At 41.4% G+C, this 15,668-nt stretch carries 15 protein-coding genes; 4 read left to right on the top strand and 11 right to left on the bottom strand.

From position 1 onward, the window contains the following. Positions 1-118: 118 nt before the first annotated feature. Complete coding sequence (locus tag LQ216_RS00160) at positions 119-802, bottom strand: DUF421 domain-containing protein (protein WP_230126108.1); 684 nt, start codon at positions 800-802, stop codon at positions 119-121. Between the two features lie 121 nt (positions 803-923). Further along, the gene (locus LQ216_RS00155) at positions 924-2,666 is read right to left on the bottom strand and encodes a PucR family transcriptional regulator ligand-binding domain-containing protein (RefSeq protein WP_354958121.1); all 1,743 of its coding nucleotides are present in this window, start codon (positions 2,664-2,666) and stop codon (positions 924-926) included. Positions 2,667-3,050: 384 nt separating this feature from the next. On the opposite strand from LQ216_RS00155, the gene LQ216_RS00150 reads away from it, so the two are divergent. The 3 genes from LQ216_RS00150 to LQ216_RS00140 all read left to right on the top strand — a co-directional run bounded on the left by LQ216_RS00150 (position 3,051) and on the right by LQ216_RS00140 (position 5,003). Beyond that, positions 3,051-3,641 carry a YdhK family protein gene (locus tag LQ216_RS00150; protein WP_230126107.1) on the top strand — a complete coding sequence of 197 codons (591 nt, stop codon included), beginning with the start codon at positions 3,051-3,053 and terminating at the stop codon, positions 3,639-3,641. Positions 3,642-3,827: 186 nt separating this feature from the next. Next, entirely contained in the window at positions 3,828-4,787 is a 960-nt protein-coding gene (locus tag LQ216_RS00145) for a hypothetical protein (protein WP_230126106.1), read from the top strand. A 15-nt stretch (positions 4,788-4,802) separates the two neighbouring features. Next, positions 4,803-5,003, top strand: a complete 201-nt coding sequence (locus tag LQ216_RS00140) for a hypothetical protein (RefSeq protein WP_117304395.1) — start codon at positions 4,803-4,805, stop codon at positions 5,001-5,003. A 167-nt stretch (positions 5,004-5,170) separates the two neighbouring features. On the opposite strand, the gene LQ216_RS00135 is transcribed toward LQ216_RS00140, so the two are convergent. Both LQ216_RS00135 and LQ216_RS00130 read right to left on the bottom strand, forming a co-directional pair. Further along, complete coding sequence (locus tag LQ216_RS00135; RefSeq protein ID WP_230126105.1) at positions 5,171-5,857, bottom strand: response regulator transcription factor; 687 nt, start codon at positions 5,855-5,857, stop codon at positions 5,171-5,173. Positions 5,858-5,859: 2 nt separating this feature from the next. Beyond that, positions 5,860-7,227, bottom strand: coding sequence for an ATP-binding protein (locus LQ216_RS00130; RefSeq protein ID WP_230126104.1), 1,368 nt, complete (start codon positions 7,225-7,227; stop codon positions 5,860-5,862). 170 nt (positions 7,228-7,397) lie between these two features. Here LQ216_RS00130 and LQ216_RS00125 point away from each other — a divergent pair, with 170 nt between their 5' ends. Beyond that, positions 7,398-8,018 carry a nitrite reductase gene (locus tag LQ216_RS00125; protein ID WP_117304389.1) on the top strand — a complete coding sequence of 207 codons (621 nt, stop codon included), beginning with the start codon at positions 7,398-7,400 and terminating at the stop codon, positions 8,016-8,018. Positions 8,019-8,070: 52 nt separating this feature from the next. Here the strand turns inward: LQ216_RS00125 and LQ216_RS00120 are convergent, their stop codons facing one another. The 7 genes from LQ216_RS00120 to LQ216_RS00090 all read right to left on the bottom strand — a co-directional run bounded on the left by LQ216_RS00120 (position 8,071) and on the right by LQ216_RS00090 (position 15,663). Next, positions 8,071-8,400, bottom strand: a complete 330-nt coding sequence (locus LQ216_RS00120) for a four-helix bundle copper-binding protein (RefSeq protein WP_230126103.1) — start codon at positions 8,398-8,400, stop codon at positions 8,071-8,073. 498 nt (positions 8,401-8,898) lie between these two features. Continuing rightward, positions 8,899-9,114: a hypothetical protein gene (locus LQ216_RS00115; RefSeq protein WP_230126102.1), complete on the bottom strand. Its 216-nt coding sequence runs from the start codon at positions 9,112-9,114 to the stop codon at positions 8,899-8,901. A 36-nt stretch (positions 9,115-9,150) separates the two neighbouring features. Next, complete coding sequence (gene hydA / locus LQ216_RS00110; protein WP_230126101.1) at positions 9,151-10,569, bottom strand: dihydropyrimidinase; 1,419 nt, start codon at positions 10,567-10,569, stop codon at positions 9,151-9,153. A 10-nt stretch (positions 10,570-10,579) separates the two neighbouring features. After that, positions 10,580-11,857, bottom strand: a complete 1,278-nt coding sequence (gene preA, locus LQ216_RS00105) for an NAD-dependent dihydropyrimidine dehydrogenase subunit PreA (protein ID WP_230126100.1) — start codon at positions 11,855-11,857, stop codon at positions 10,580-10,582. A 25-nt stretch (positions 11,858-11,882) separates the two neighbouring features. Then, entirely contained in the window at positions 11,883-13,196 is a 1,314-nt protein-coding gene (locus tag LQ216_RS00100; RefSeq protein ID WP_230126426.1) for an NAD(P)-dependent oxidoreductase, read from the bottom strand. A gap of 96 nt (positions 13,197-13,292) precedes the next feature. Continuing rightward, a complete protein-coding gene (locus LQ216_RS00095; protein ID WP_230126099.1) occupies positions 13,293-14,183 on the bottom strand; it encodes a nitrilase-related carbon-nitrogen hydrolase in 891 nt (296 codons plus the stop codon). A 226-nt stretch (positions 14,184-14,409) separates the two neighbouring features. After that, positions 14,410-15,663: a M20 family metallo-hydrolase gene (locus LQ216_RS00090; protein WP_230126098.1), complete on the bottom strand. Its 1,254-nt coding sequence runs from the start codon at positions 15,661-15,663 to the stop codon at positions 14,410-14,412. Between the last annotated feature and the right edge of the window lie 5 nt (positions 15,664-15,668).

Below are 15,668 nucleotides of genomic sequence, written 5' to 3'. Positions count from 1 at the left end.
TTTTGCGGGTTAAGTAATGAGAATATATAACATGATTGGGCTCGCACCAAAAGGATGCCGGTGAAAAAGGGGAATCTGCTTTGCTCATGTGGTTGACAGGAGATTTTTTTTATCATTCCTATTTAGGACTTATGTGAATCCCCCCACTGGCTGCCCAATCAGCGAAAAAAACACTCTTTTCATTGTCATATCCGTTAGTCGTTAATTGATGATCCAACCATTTTTGGTCAAAACCGCACTCTTTTAGATTGTCCCATAAAACTTCGCCGTCAATGATAAGAGCGGTGGGAAGATCCACCTGGGTTTCTGGAATATGCAGATCCTGCTTGTCCGGTTTCTGATACTTGGATTGAAGCAATGTGCTTATTTGACCATTTGGTTCCAGAATGCCATATTTCACCTCACGCACTGAAAAAACACTATTTTGCCTCAGCAAACTGGATACCTGATTGATATCCAACTTGCTCTTTTTCAGCATGGTTCGGTCAATAATTCCATCCCGAATGATAATCGAAGGATTCCCTTCCAAACCAGAACGTGTCGATTTTGTTTTTAAAGTCAAAAATTCTACACCAAGCATGAGAAGAGTCCACAAACCGACTGCATATAAAAAATAAAAAACACTGATTCGATCTTCATAAATGGTATCTCCTAGAAAATCACCCAGCAGCAACACGAAAACAAAATGAAACGGAGTTAATTGATAAATCGAGGTCCTGCCTGTGAGGTTAATAATAAAAAATAATGTAACAAATCCTATAATTACCTTAATCGATAGTAACCCGATGCTGATCTCATCCACAGTATTTTTCCTCTCTATAAAAATACGATTTGTTCACATTATGGCCGGATGGAAGCCTATCCATACATTCAAAAAAAGCCATAAAAAAAGAAGCTTTCCAGGTGGAACACTTCTTCAACAATCATTGCTCGATTTCATATTGTAATGGATAATTCTTTTTCGCGCTCTTTAAATAATCATAGGCAAACATCATAAACTCTATGGCGAGACGCCTTTCAGACTTCATAAAGTCTTTTCCCAGCAGCTTTTCCAGCTTCTCCAATCGATGATAAAGAGTTTGCCTGACGATAAATAGCTTTTTGGAAGTTTCCTGCTTTGATCCATTACAGGTTAAGTAGGTTTTTAGCGTGATCATTAATTCACCATTATACTTTTTATCATATTCGATGACAGGTTCCAGATACTCATTGACGGTTTCTTCGAGGTTACTATGTTCCTTAATCAGAGATAATATCCTGTGCATATGGAGATCTTGATAGAAGTAGCTCTTATTCTCTTCTGATAACGAATTTTGCAAGATTAGCGCCTCTTTTGCTGTTTTATAGCTTTTATACATATCTCCCAACTTTATAAAGTATTGTCCAACGCCAATCGTTATCCCCCACACTCGCTTCTTCCCGTTTCTTTCAGAATTGTTAATTCGAAGGAAGGCATCACTCATTCGTTCTTTCCAATTTTCCGGGGATCGTTTATCTCCCAAAATAAAAATGAGATAATGGCTCATTTCTGTTGAGAACAATTGAAAGCCAGCCTGTTCAAATACTGTCCTAAACAATAGTTTAAAATAGGTTCGATCTACCGCAGCGCTCTTTCCGGAAAGTGGCTGCAGCGTGCATATGCACACAGTACCTCCATTCAATTTCAACCGGGGATGAGTATACGAAAGCTGATTGCGGATCACTTCGTCGCTATACTGGCCATCAAGCCAGCTCCTGATCCATTTGCTCTCTTCCGCTTCTTTTTTCTCTTCCACATATAACTCCCGCAAAAAATGCTGGGCAAGAGCGATGGCCGTGCGATCTAAAATGATTAAATCAAACTCATTTAATTCGCGTTGTCCTGAATATATCACCAGTTCGGCATATTTTTCCCCAAGGATTGTAATCGGTTGTTTAAGAATGGAAGGATTCATGGACGTGTTTGCATTCATGGCCTTTTCAACAAGCTCTTCTAAAGCCTGTTCCCTGACATTAGGGACGGTCTTTAGCCTGTTATCATTAAAAATCGCCAGTACCTGTAAATCTAAATAGCTTTGCATGAATTTTAGGATTTGTTCGTAATCATCGACGTCGAGAAGTTTCTTATTGAGTTGCTGTGAATAGTTTTCGATGTTGGAAATAAGCAGGTATTGTTTATTAATGATCATGGAATGTAAATCGTGGGTTATTTCAACAAATGGCACTTCTTCATGGAAAAGAATGATGGGAAATTTATGATCATTTGCGATCTGGAGTGCTTCTTGTGGAAGGTTTGAGATATGGGTTCCTATTTCGATACAAAGGCCGACTGCGCCTGCTTCAATCAATTGTGTTAAAAAGGGGAGTACAAGGGCTTCGTCATCCCTCCAGCCTAATCCAGTGGTAAGGATCAATTCGTTTCCATTTAACAAATGAGTAATTTGTGTAGATTCAACGACATGTACCCATTTTACGAGACGACCCGCCCCCTCCGCTCCTGCTGCGAGTTCGCTTTTATCGAAATATTTTCGCCTTAGGATTTCTTCAATTGTCATAAAGGATTTCATCCAGCCACCCCGCTTCGTCTGACGGTTATATGTAACAGTTTCATTATAAGGGATAGACTGGAGAAGCTCTACATCTTTGGAAGAGTTTCTTACATCAAAAAAAGACAAGATTTTCTGCATCTTGTCTCTTTCTGCTTCGCCTATTGTTCTGGGGCAACTCAGTCGTGAACTAAACCTGGTTAGTGAATTTACTAATTAGGTTTCTTTTTTACAGATTCCCCGTTGTTCCATGAAAAACTAATTGGGAACAGGCTCCTGAACGTCTTAAGCATATCGATTGCCACAATGGGACTACTTGCACCATATTTAGCTCGTGCAGCAATGGCACTCAGCTCTGTATCAGTTGCCTTCAATGCTTTGAGGCTACAACGAGTTAACTGTAAGCCGAATCGACAGCCATTTTCATTAAGAGGCTTGCTGTTGGAGATTACAATGTATAAATGCATAATTTCTGCAAATTATTGTAGTAGGATTTAATTATTCACATTATAGGAGGAGATATTAATGAAAGGTAAAAAGGTTACACTTTTTCTTATGTCTTTAATAACGGCATTAGGATTAGCTGCTTGTTCAGATGGAGGTAATGAAACCAAACAAGAAAATAACGATCCTGGCAACAACCATTCAGAGATGAATCATTCCAGTTCAGTAGAAGCTCCTAAAGGGTTGAAGGAAGCAACGAATCCAACCTATACAGTTGGAAGTACGGCAATTTTAGAAACTGATCATATGGAAGGTATGAATGGTGCTGAGGCTGAAATTGTTGGTGCTTATGATACGACAGCCTATGCTGTAACTTACACGCCAACAACTGGAGGAGAAAAAGTGACTAATCATAAATGGGTTATTCACGAGGAATTGAAAGATGCTGGTGATAAACCTTATGAAGCAGGAGATGAAGTCACCCTTGAGGCAGACCATATGGAAGGTATGAATGGTGCAAAAGCTACTATTGATTCAGCTGAACAAACGACTGTTTATATGATTGATTACACGCCAACAACAGGTGGAGAAAAATTGAAAAACCACAAATGGGTCACAGGAAGCGAACTTTCAGCACAGGAAGGTAATGGCGGAGAGCATTCTGGTAATTAAAAACGGTAAGAAAGGAAGGGCATCATTTCAGATGTCCTTCTTTAGATTATCTCAAGAAAGTAGTGAATTCGGTGATATGAACATGGGCAAACTAAAAATTCTGGAATATCATCGTCTCAATAGAGGAACTAGTTAAATCTTTTTATGAAATCATAATGTCAATTATTATAACAAAGGAATGATAATATGGATTCACCTGTATCAAAAAATGTAACGTTTATCTCATATATAATAGCCTTTTTGTTGATATTTACGATGGTTGGGATGTCGATGGTGCTGGAAGATCACGAAATTATTTTGCCGGAAATCGCGGCAATGGCGATTGCCATGTGGGTGTACCGAGAAGCAGGATGGATCAGACAGCCATCCAAGGTTTTTATTGCTCCCACTATCACGGCCGCAATCGGTTTTTTTGTTAATCAATTGCCCATCCATTATATAGGGAAGGTTGTCCTCACATTGGTATTGATGATGCTCTTTTTGCGTATCATTCAATCAAATTTAGCCGCTTCTCTCGCAACAGGCTTATTGCCTTTAGTGATCAACGCCAATCATTGGTCTTTTATTATTTCCGTTTTTATTTTTACCCTTATCTTAATGCTTGGAGTCCTCTTGTTTAAGTTAAATAAAGGGCTGGAGAAAAAAGTGGCGATCCAATACAAGTACATGCTGGTGTTCTTAGCCTTACACTTCATTTGGATTGGTCTATGTTGGGTCTTTGATTATCCGCAACTGTCAGTAATCCCGCCAATTGTTGTAGTGGTTTATGAATCGCTTCAAAAACCGATGTATAATAAAAAGATGGCAATGAAACAAGTGCTTGTATTGACAGTATCCGCTACTGTTGGAACGTTGTTGTATTTTGCTATTGATTCTTGGATACTGGTCTTGCTGTTGGATATGATTTTGATGCTTATTCTGCTACGGGTTGCAGGAATCCGTATCCCAGCTGTGTACGCATTCCCATTACTCCCGTTTGTCTTCCCTGCCAATGTGGTGCCGATGCTGCCGATAGCAGCACTAATAGCCTCCGTATTTTTCTTTGGTGCAGTGCTGGCATTTAAAAAGTTCGAGATGAAAAAAAGTAAAAAGAAAATTAGGCTTTTTCTTTTTACTACCATACTGAATGGTAAAATGATTATATGATAGGAGGTTCAGTGAATGGTTATTCAACCAAATATGTCTTCAAAAGCTATCGTCGAAGTTTGGGAGAACACAATTGAAATTCTAAATACATACAATGTTCCGATTTCTGAAAAGACATTAGAGGTACTGGTACAACAGGATATTCTTCCTACCCTGCTAATGGAATTAAATACTAATGTGGGTAGTTCAAGTGTTACTTGTATTGAAGGTGGCTGACAAATGCCATCTAAATAGGAGTAGGTTACTCCTTATAAGAGGTTTCTTAAGCTGGTAGTGTATAAATGATTAAAGAGCATCGATATTCGATGCTCTTTAATGTGCAATCACTGTAATTTACTTTAAATTTTTCCAAGTGGCATATTTTTGTAAGTAACAACCCAACTTCATTGTTCCTCTTCAATAGTCCATTTATAGCCAAGTCCCCAAACGGTTTTCAAATGATGCTCCACCGGAAACCCAACGTGTCGAAGTTTTTCCCTGATGTTTCTCATATGGGAATCGATTGTTCGATCCTCCGTTTCTGTTTTAAAACTCCATAGGGTTGAAAGCAAATAATCTCTAGAGAACACTTTGTTAGGGGATTTTAAAAATAGCCCCAAGATGGAGAACTCCTTTGGTGTTAAGGAAATCGGCTCAACTTGATAATAGGCTTCAAAAGCAGATTCATCCAAGGTTAAACCGTTATATGACAAACAGTCTTCCGGGTTGGTTTTGGTTCGACGCATTACTGCTTCCATCCTTGCAAGTAACACTTCTTCGTTAAAGGGCTTAGTCACATAATCGTCTGCCCCTTTTTTTAAACCCTTCACCATTTCTTCATCTGCGTTCCGAGCGGTTAACATGATAATAGGAACGTTAGAGAATTGGCGGATTTTTTCACATGTTTCCCAACCATCCATTTTAGGCATCATCACATCTAGGATGACTAAGTCAACCTGTTCCTTTCTCAAGAACGTAAGGGCATCAAAACCTGAATTCTTTTTAATACACTTGTAGCCGTGGGGTGATATATATAACTGTAACAAATCTAGCATTCTTTTTTCGTCATCAACTAACAGCACTGTCTTCATTTTTAGTTCTCCTTAAACGTAATCCTAAAACGTGTCCCCCGTCCAACACTGCTTTCAACGGAAATGGTGCCTCCGTGAACTGCCACTAACTGCTTTGCGATGGCAAGTCCCAAACCATACCCCCCAGTTTCTCTAGAACGTGATTTTTCCACACGGTATAAGCGGTCAAATACATACGGTATGTCATCATATGGAATGCCCATTCCCTGATCAGTTATGGCAATTTGAACGTTTCCATCCTTTGTAAAAGCTTGGATAGTGGTAACCGTACCTTCCTTCGAATATTTTAGCGCGTTGTCCAGTATATTTAGAAGAACTTGTTCAAAACGGGCAGGGTCCAAATCAATGAATAAGTCATTGTCACAATCTAGCATCAATTGTATCCCCTTATTTTTAAATGCAGGTAATACTTTTTCATAAACAGAATGTAGGAATGGGTAAAGGTGAACCCTTTTCTTAGTAATGGTAAAAGTGTTTTGATCCATTCTTGCAAGATCGAACAATTCCTCAAGTAACCTATTTAGTCGTTCGGACTCTTCATGTATGATGTCCAAGTATTGTGTCCGTCCTTGAACTCCCAAATCTGTTCTTTTAGCAATATTGGCATAGCCTTTTATATAGGTTAAAGGAGTACGAAGTTCATGAGAAATACTGGCAAGAAATTCATTTCGTTGCTGTTTCACATAATTTAATTCATTAGCTAATGTCTGAATTGATTGGGCAAGTTCCCCTAATTCATCATTCGACCGAACAGGAACAGATACTGAAAAATCCCCGTTGCTTAATTTAGTGGTTGCTTCCTTCATGAGAATGAGCGGTCTTGTCAGAGCTTTTGATAAAAGGAATATTGTGATGAACATAAAGAACATAATGAGAATGGATGCCAACAAAAAATGCCTGTTTAATTGCGAAACAAATTCTTCCACGTTTTCTGTGTTCTTAAACATATAGACATAGCCCGTATTCCTTCCATTTGTTTTAAACGGTGTAACGGTTGCTATATACCTTTCCTTCTTCCAGTCGGATTGAATGATACGACCTTTCCTTGGTACCTGAGAGATTGGTTTGTTTAGTATCTTTTTCATCCCGCTATTGACCGCTTCAGATGTTAAGAGGACTTTTCCAGTTGAATTTGTAATCACCACATCCGTATCGGTGTGAGATTCCATTAAACCAATATGATGAAGGGTGGCAGGATCAAAAGAGATTTCTAGGACGTCACGGTGACTATTCCCTCTTGTCTTTAGAAATTCTAATTCCTGGTCAATACGGGAATGGACCACATTGCTGTGTAAAAAAACCATGGAAATGGACTCGATCAATAAAATGCAAATAAAAATCCACAAACCTAATTTCAAGGATATTTTCAAAATTGGTCACCTTCTTGTTTACGATATAAGTGTAACGAATATTTGTGGAGAAAGTATGCAGTTTCTCTTAAAACAGCAGATAACTAGTAAATTATTATATTTTTAAGATATATTTTATCTTAGATAACCATAATCTGAAGTCACATATGGATGCAAGGGAGAGAAATTGAATGACGAACGAAGATATTAAAAAAATGAAGATAGCAATCAATGGCGGGATAGGTTTCGGCTCAAGGCTAAACTCGAAACAATTACTGACAATCGCTAAATATATGAACGAAGATGAGGAACTGGAATTAACCACTTTTCAGCAAATATATATTGAAATCCCTGAAGCACAACAATTCGAAATCATCGATGAATTCACCCGGGTAGGGCTTCAGTGTTATCCTGTTGGAAACTACGTAAAAAGCCTAAGGACCTGTAATTTTTGTAAAGGGGAAGAAGAGGAAGGGATGCCAGTTGCTAAAGAGTTAAATCGCAGAATTGCGGGCATACCTGTTCCATTCACTCTCAAGGTTGCATATACGGGATGTCCCGTTGGCTGCGGTGAGCCGATGTTAAGTGATATCGGGGTAATGAAAATAAGGGAGCATTATAACTTATATGCAGGCGGGAAAGCGAAAGGAAAAGATGCAGAAGTAGGAACGTTATTATTGGAAAACCTGACTCCTGAAGAATTATATGCAGCAGTTGAAAATATGATCGACGTATATTCCCAAATAGGCAAAAAGCGGGAACCATTTTTTAAGTTTTTAAAGAGGGTCGATAAAGAAATCTTATTTGCATAACAGCAAAAAGAAAACACGCTGTTGTTAATTTTTAGCGTGTTTTCTCATGAAATTAGGCTGCCATTTTACGGCACATTTCCGCACATCTAAAACATGACTCTGCACATTTTTGGCAGTGATCGTGGTCGTGCTTCTTGCATTCGTTCCCGCATGCTTCACAGATGTCTGCACATAGAGCACAGATTTGTTTGGCAAATGGACTATTCGTTTGCATAGCTTTAGCTGCAAAGCTACACATATCCGCGCATTCTCTATCCAACCGAATGCACTCGACCATCGCTTGTACATGAGCTTCTCCCAAGCAAGCTTCAAAACAAGTGTTACAAGCATCCATACATTCTAAGCATGCTTTAATACATTCCTCATATTGTTGCTGAGTCATATACATCCTCCTCTGAAATTAGGTTCAATTTCATTCTACCCACTCAAAATTTAAAATAACAGGATATTTAAAACTCCTAAGAATCTGCACATTTATGTAAAAAAAAGAGCATTGCCCGATTAGCATCGCTCCTCATACAGACTCTATGGAATTGTCATCAAACCTAAAAAAAAGAACTTTATTTTGATAGTGCCAGAATTCGATTGATCGGTTCCGTTTTTTATGATCGCAAGTTGAGTTCTTTTCTTTCACTTCTGAGCATCGAAAGGCCCTCAGTTGGCCTTTCTCTTTGGGATTTTATAACATATTGATTTGGATTATATAAAGAACAGTTTACAATCTTCACCAATAAAATTTAGTCACATTGAGTTGTTCGTAAAAATCTTTTCCGCAAAAAAACAGGCCACGCTTAAAATGTGTTATGTAACAATTTTCCAACGTGAGACTCTGCATTTAAGAAAAAGTTAATTCACGACTAAGTTGACCGGAAACACCTATCTAACTGCCCGTCTTTGATTTTAAGAGCTTGGTGGAAAAGTATTTTCGCGCATCCGCTGTTTTGATATGCAGCTGCTTGAAATCATTTGCCTTTAATGATCTGAAATCAACAAAGGCGCCGCTAAGGTTTTCGGTGACATGCTCGATTTGATAGCCTTGATTGATTAAAAAATCGATTTTTTCCCTTTCCGCCCGGTACTCCTGATACTCTGACATGGACATCCCCCATCCGAATATTCTCTTATAATGCAGTTATACGGACAATTCTTCTTTTTTTCCAAGCGTTGCCGCACTGCCATATTTAGAGCGCTTCAGGAATTGTCCGCTGCCTGGTTCACCGACAAACTGCTTTTCGCGGATAACAAATTTACCTTTCGATAAAACGGAAACAGGCTCACCGGTGACCTTCATTCCTTCAAAGGCATTGTAATCGACGGCCATATGGTGCGTCTCTGCCGAAATCGTTCTTTCTATTGCTGGATCGAAGATGACAATGTCCGCATCCGAGCCTATCGCTATTGTCCCTTTTTGCGGGAATAAACCGAACAACTTCGCCGATCTGGTTGAGGTGATGTCGACGAATTGATTTAGCGAAATGCGGCCCTTTTTGACGCCTTCCGAAAATAAAATACTCATGCGGTCTTCGATAATAGGTCCGCCGTTTGGAATTTTAGTGAAGTCATCCTTTCCAAGATCCTTTTGTCCTTTAAAGTCAAAAGAACATTGGTCCGAGCCGATTGTTTGCAGTTGGCCGTTTTTCAACGCGTTCCAAAGCACTTCTTGGTGCCGTTTTTCTCGGAGAGGAGGCGACCAGACGTATTTCGCACCTTCGAAGTTCGGCTTTTCCAAATAGGATTGGTCAAGCACCAGATATTGCGGACAGGTTTCACCCCAAATATCAAACCCTTTATTTCTCGCTTCTATGATTCTTTCAACCGCGTCCTGGCAGGATACATGGACAACATAAAGTTGAGAATTAGCGAGACCCGCCAATTGGGCAGCCCTTCCCGTCGCTTCACCTTCAATTTCAGGAGGTCGTGTCAATGCGTGATAGATCGGTTTCGTGTTTCCTTCTTCCAATGCTTTTTTCGTTAAGTAATCAATGACATCCCCGTTTTCAGCATGGACCATGACGAGTGCACCATGTTCTTTGGCGGTAATCAACGTCCGGAACAGGGTTTCATCGTCTGCCTGAAACACATGTTTATAAGCCATGAATACTTTAAAAGATGTAATGCCTTCCTCTTCTATCACACTAGGAATCTCTTCTAAAACCCGCTCGTTAATTTCGGAAATCATCAGATGAAAGCCGTAGTCGATTACGGCCTTATCCTTTGATTTATTATGCCATGTTTGAATCGCATTCTTTAATGGCTTGCCTTTATCGGTTAAGCAGAAATCAATCACTGTCGTGGTTCCGCCATAAGCAGCTGCTATCGTACCTGTTTCGAAGTCATCCTTCGTCACGGTTCCGCCAAATGGCATTTCAAGATGGGTATGCGGGTCAATTCCGCCCGGAAATACATAAGCACCGGCTGCGTCGATTATCTCGGCACCGGCTGCGTTCAGGTTTTTTCCAATCGCAGTAATTTTCTCATTTTCTATTAATATGTCTGCTGCATAAGTATCAGCAGCGGTCACAATTGTTCCGTTTTTGATTAGTTTCTTCATCAAATTCCTCCTATTTGACCAGATCCCTTTCACCAAGTGACCCAATGACTGACTGGCGCTCGTTCCAGGTCAATGGCGGCAGTTCATTTTTCAATTCGACCATATCGATGGCGCCTTCGACAGGACAGACAATCGAACATAAATTGCAGCCAACACAGTCCTCTTCACGAACTCGTAAAAAAGGACCGTTAGCATCTTGGAGCATATCGATGCATTGATGCGCCGTATCCTCACAAGCGATATGGCATTTGTTGCAGTTAATGCAGACATCGTTATTTATCCTGGCAACGGTTTTATAGTTTAAATCAAGTTCACCCCAGTCGGAGTATCTCGCAACGGACTTCCCAACGAGATCCATGACTGAAGAGAGGCCTTTTTCGTCTAAATAGATAGATAAGCCTTCAATCATATCTTCTACGATGCGAAAGCCATGGTGCATAGCGGCCGTGCAAATCTGGACACCTGTTGCGCCCATCAGTAAATATTCAACGGCATCCTGCCAGTTCGAGATACCGCCTATGCCTGAAATCGGCACATTCACTAACGGATTTCTCGCACACTCAGCGACCATATTTAAAGCAATTGGCTTCACAGCAGGCCCGCAATAGCCGCCATGTGCTCCTTTCCCGGCAACATGCGGAATCGTATTCCACGTATGGATATCGACACCAGCAAGGCTGTTTATCGTGTTGATCATGCTTACCGCATCCGCACCGCCCTGGACCGCAGCTTCTGCAGTAACGGTGATGTCTGTAATGTTTGGCGTTAATTTTACTATGACAGGGGTGCGGGCTGCTTCCTTCGTCCAAAATGTTTGTTTCTCCACCAATTCCGGTACCTGTCCGGAAGCAGAGCCCATTCCTCTTTCCGCCATTCCGTGTGGGCATCCGAAATTGAGCTCAAGGCCGTCTACTCCTACATCCTCCACACGCTTTACAATTTCATGCCACTTTTCCTGCTTCGGCTCAACCATTAATGAGGCAATGATCGCGCGGTCCGGAAATCTCTTTTTCGTTTCATAAATTTCTTTCAAATTCACCTCAAGGGGCCGGTCGGTAATCAATTCAATATTGTTGAAGCCAGCTACTCTCTGGCCATTAAAATGGATAGCCCCGAACCGGGAAGAGACATTCAATATTGGATCGCCCAATGTCTTCCAGACGGCTCCTCCCCATCCTGCTTCAAATGCTCTTTGCACTTGATATCCAGAATTTGTCGGGGGAGCAGAGGCCAGCCAAAATGGGTTTGGAGACTTAATTCCCGCAAGATTAATATGCAAATCAGCCATCGTCCTACCTCCCAATATCTATTTATTAAGCGGTTGCGCTAATCTCACTGCCTAGCTTTCTATGAACCTCAAGTGCTACCATCTTCCCCTGCTGGGCAGCAGAAACGACCATCGCTTCTCCCTGACCCTTGCCAAAAATAGCATCTCCACAGGCATAAACCTGTTCTTTCGATGTTTGGAATGATTTCGGTGCAATTTTAACGACCCCATCATCATGCTCGATGCCGAACTCTTCGATTAACTGGACATATCTGGATTGTCCAATTGCCCTAATAACCGCATCCACAGCAATGATGAATTCTGAACCTTCCACCGGCAGAGGCCTGCGGCGACCATCTTCACCAGGCTCGCTTAATACCATTCGCTTGCACTCGATTCCCGTAACCATTCCCCCTTCATCAGCGATGATCCGGTTCGGCGCAGTCAACCAATGAAACTCTACATTGTCCTGTTTGGCAAATTCATATTCAAATTCATAGGCTGTCATTTCCTCAATCGTTCTCCGGTATAGGATTTTCACAATCTCCGCTCCGAGACGAACCGAACAGGTCGCGGCATCGATCGCTGTGTTGCCTGCGCCGATGACAGCGACTCGCTTTCCAATGAATTCTTTTGAAAGTTCACCTGTTTTAGTTGCTTTTACAAACTGAATTGCATCAAAAACACCTGGCAGGTCTTCTCCTTCGATGCCAAGCTGCGGGACTTCCGACATCCCTACCGCCAAAACCACTGCGTCATATTTTTCGAGCAGTTCCTGTGCCTGAATATCCTTGCCGATTCTTGTGTTTGTCCGTATCTCTACGTCAAGGCTTTTAACCTGTTCTACTTCCCAAAAGGAGATGGTTTGCGGCAGGCGGAAAGAAACAATTCCATACGTATTTAACCCGCCTGCCTTTTCTTCCGCTTCAAAGACGGTGACCGTATAACCAAGCAGAGCCAGTTCCCGGGCAGCTGACAAGCCGGCAGGACCGCCTCCAACAACGGCGACGGATTTGCCGTTCTTATTCCCTGCCTTGAACAGAACTTGCTGGTTTTGAATCGCCCAGTCTGTGGCGTAACGCTGAAGATTACCGATCATAATCGGTGCTGTAGAATGGTTTAACACACAGGCTCCCTCACATAACTCTTCTGTCGGACAAACTCTTGCACAGCTTGCTCCAACCGGATTGGCTGTCATAATCGTTTTCGCGGAACCCTTTAAATTACCTGAAGCAATTTTTTTTATAAAAGTGGGGATATCGATTTCAGTAGGACAGGCTTTAATACAGGGAGCATCATAACAGTACAAACAGCGGTTTGCTTCTTCGATTGCCTGACGATCCGATAAGCCTGGCTCCATTTCTTCAAAATTCCCTTCTAGGTTTTGCAGCGAAATTCTTTCTATTTTTCTCAATCAACATTTCTCCTTTCCAGTTCAAATTGTTCATTCTAAACCTTAAGGAAGTAGAGCAGTCATTTCTTGATAGGTTTCAGGTCTGCGGTCACGATAAAACTGCCAGACATCCCTTACTTCGCGAATCAGTTTCTTATCCATTTCCCCGATAATCACCTCGTCCTTATCACGGCTAGCCATGGCGACAAAATTGCCCCGCGGATCAGCCAGATAAGATTGCCCGTAAAATTCACCCATGTTCCATGGCGCTTCGACACCGACCCGATTAATCGCAGCAATATAATAGCCATTGGCAACGGCGTGTGCCGGCTGTTCCAGCTTCCACAAATACTCGGAGGTGCCTGCCACTGTGGCGGATGGATTAAACACGATTTCAGCACCCTTTAACCCGAGCAACCGTGCTCCTTCAGGAAAATGGCGATCATAGCAAATATAGACTCCTATATTCGCATAGGCCGTTTCAAAAACTTGATACCCAAGATTACCAGGTTTAAAGTAATACTTCTCCCAAAAACCGTATCCCTTTTCGCCGGCCTGAACATGGGGAATATGATTTTTCCGGTACTTACCTAGATAGGATCCATCTGCGTCAATGACAGCGGCCGTATTGTAATAAGTCGCAATTCCTTCCCGTTCATAGATTGGCAGGATAATAACGACTTGTAATTTATGCGCCAATTCCTGAAATAATTTTACAGTTGGGCCATTTGGTATTTCTTCGGCAGCTTCATACCATTTGGGAGTTTGTTCGGCACAAAAATAAGGGCCATAGAAAATTTCCTGAAGACAAATAATTTGCGCTGATTTTTCTTTGGCTTCCCTGACTAACTTTATGTGCTTTTCAATCGCTTTCTGCTTGTGTAACTCTACCGGTTCATCACCGTGTACATCATTTGCAGCTTGAATAAGGCCAATCTTTACTTTGTCTGACATGGTATAACCTCTCCCCTAAACCAAATAACCTTTATAAAAGATAGGTTTGTTTCATTTATTTTATTATGACTTGCCATACAGAAGCATTACACAATCTGTAAGTATTGAACGGCCCATATCATACATTGTGTAAAAATATTGTTTATGAATAGCCTGTCCTATAAAAGCACGCAAAAAAAGTGAGCTCATGCAGGAACAGAGCTCACTCTCTGGCTGTTATATCCATTTAATTTTTCTGGTTCAGGATGCCCAGTGCTGTTTGATATAACAGCTCCGTGGCTATCGCTATGTCATCATCCGTGGAATATTCAAGCGGGTTATGGCTAATGCCGTCTTTACAGCGGACAAAAATCATTCCATAATCACAGTAATTCGACATCACCAATGAATCATGAAACGGACCGCTCATTAATTCAGTCGGTTTGTAGCCCATTTTTTCGCTCGCTTCCCGAATAATATCTTTTATCCAGTTCGCGCAATACCGAGGCTCTGTATTGGTGTCTTCTGAAATCGTATACGTAAGACCATGTGCTTTTGCGATCGTATCAATCGCTATTCGTATTTCCCTTTCATATTGATTTCGCCGTTCGAGTTCGATATCCCTTAAATCAACTGTAAATGTAACCTTTTCCGGAATGATGTTGCGCGAGTTTGGAAATACCTCAATATTTCCTACCGTTGCTACCGTAGGGCTCCCTGGTTCTTGCGTGGCAATTTCATTTAAGGCAACAATTACTTTTGCCGACCCTAATAAGGCATCCTGGCGCATCGCCATCGGAACGCTTCCCGCATGTCCTGCAAAACCAGTCATTTCAACGGTAAGCCAGAGAGGGCCTGAAATGCCTGTTACAATTCCAATCGGTTCGTTTAATGTATCCAGCACCGGCCCCTGCTCGATATGCATTTCCAAAAATGCGGCAATGCTTCCTCTCTTATATTGTGATTCTTCAAATTTCGTAATATCGCAGCCAAAATCTAGCAGCGCTTGTTTCCTCGTAATCCCGTCTTTATCCGTTCTTTCCAATTCCCCGGGTTCAAGGTCTCCCCAAATTCCACGCACCCCAAAAATTCCTTTATTGAACCGGCAGCCTTCTTCATCACAAAAGGCTACCACTTCCATCGGACTATCAGGAATAATCTTTTTTTCGGTAATCGACTGGACGACTTCAATGGCCCCTAAAACCCCAATTGTCCCGTCAAAGCGTCCCCCGTAGGGCTGTGAATCAATATGTGAACCGAGCATTAAAATGGGCTTTTCTGGATTTTCTCCTTCCAATCTTCCGATTAAGTTTCCAAAATTATCGATTCGGGTTGCCATTCCCGCTTCCTCCATCCATCCCTGTACCACTTCAACTGCTTCTCGATCTTCCTTTGATAAAGCTAAACGGCATATGCCTGTATCACCGATTTTGCCGATTAAAGCTAATTGATGGATGCGTTCCTGTAATCTTTTTGGATTAATCGAAGTTGTTTTAATCATGATTT

The organism is Bacillus sp. CECT 9360, from assembly GCF_918741275.1.
Lineage (GTDB): Bacteria > Bacillota > Bacilli > Bacillales > DSM-1321 > Peribacillus.
This window is presented reverse-complemented; position numbering and strand designations above follow the sequence as displayed.

Coding starts and splice junctions, on each gene's coding strand:
- LQ216_RS00155 (WP_354958121.1), bottom strand. CDS start 2,666: ATGCAGAAAATCTTGTCTTTTTTTGATGTAAGAAACTCTTCCAAAGAT.
- LQ216_RS00150 (WP_230126107.1), top strand. CDS start 3,051: ATGAAAGGTAAAAAGGTTACACTTTTTCTTATGTCTTTAATAACGGCA.
- LQ216_RS00145 (WP_230126106.1), top strand. CDS start 3,828: ATGGATTCACCTGTATCAAAAAATGTAACGTTTATCTCATATATAATA.
- LQ216_RS00140 (WP_117304395.1), top strand. CDS start 4,803: ATGGTTATTCAACCAAATATGTCTTCAAAAGCTATCGTCGAAGTTTGG.
- LQ216_RS00135 (WP_230126105.1), bottom strand. CDS start 5,857: ATGAAGACAGTGCTGTTAGTTGATGACGAAAAAAGAATGCTAGATTTG.
- LQ216_RS00125 (WP_117304389.1), top strand. CDS start 7,398: ATGACGAACGAAGATATTAAAAAAATGAAGATAGCAATCAATGGCGGG.
- LQ216_RS00120 (WP_230126103.1), bottom strand. CDS start 8,400: ATGACTCAGCAACAATATGAGGAATGTATTAAAGCATGCTTAGAATGT.
- LQ216_RS00115 (WP_230126102.1), bottom strand. CDS start 9,114: ATGTCAGAGTATCAGGAGTACCGGGCGGAAAGGGAAAAAATCGATTTT.
- hydA (WP_230126101.1), bottom strand. CDS start 10,569: ATGAAGAAACTAATCAAAAACGGAACAATTGTGACCGCTGCTGATACT.
- preA (WP_230126100.1), bottom strand. CDS start 11,857: ATGGCTGATTTGCATATTAATCTTGCGGGAATTAAGTCTCCAAACCCA.
- LQ216_RS00100 (WP_230126426.1), bottom strand. CDS start 13,196: ATGGAGCCAGGCTTATCGGATCGTCAGGCAATCGAAGAAGCAAACCGC.
- LQ216_RS00095 (WP_230126099.1), bottom strand. CDS start 14,183: ATGTCAGACAAAGTAAAGATTGGCCTTATTCAAGCTGCAAATGATGTA.
- LQ216_RS00090 (WP_230126098.1), bottom strand. CDS start 15,663: ATGATTAAAACAACTTCGATTAATCCAAAAAGATTACAGGAACGCATC.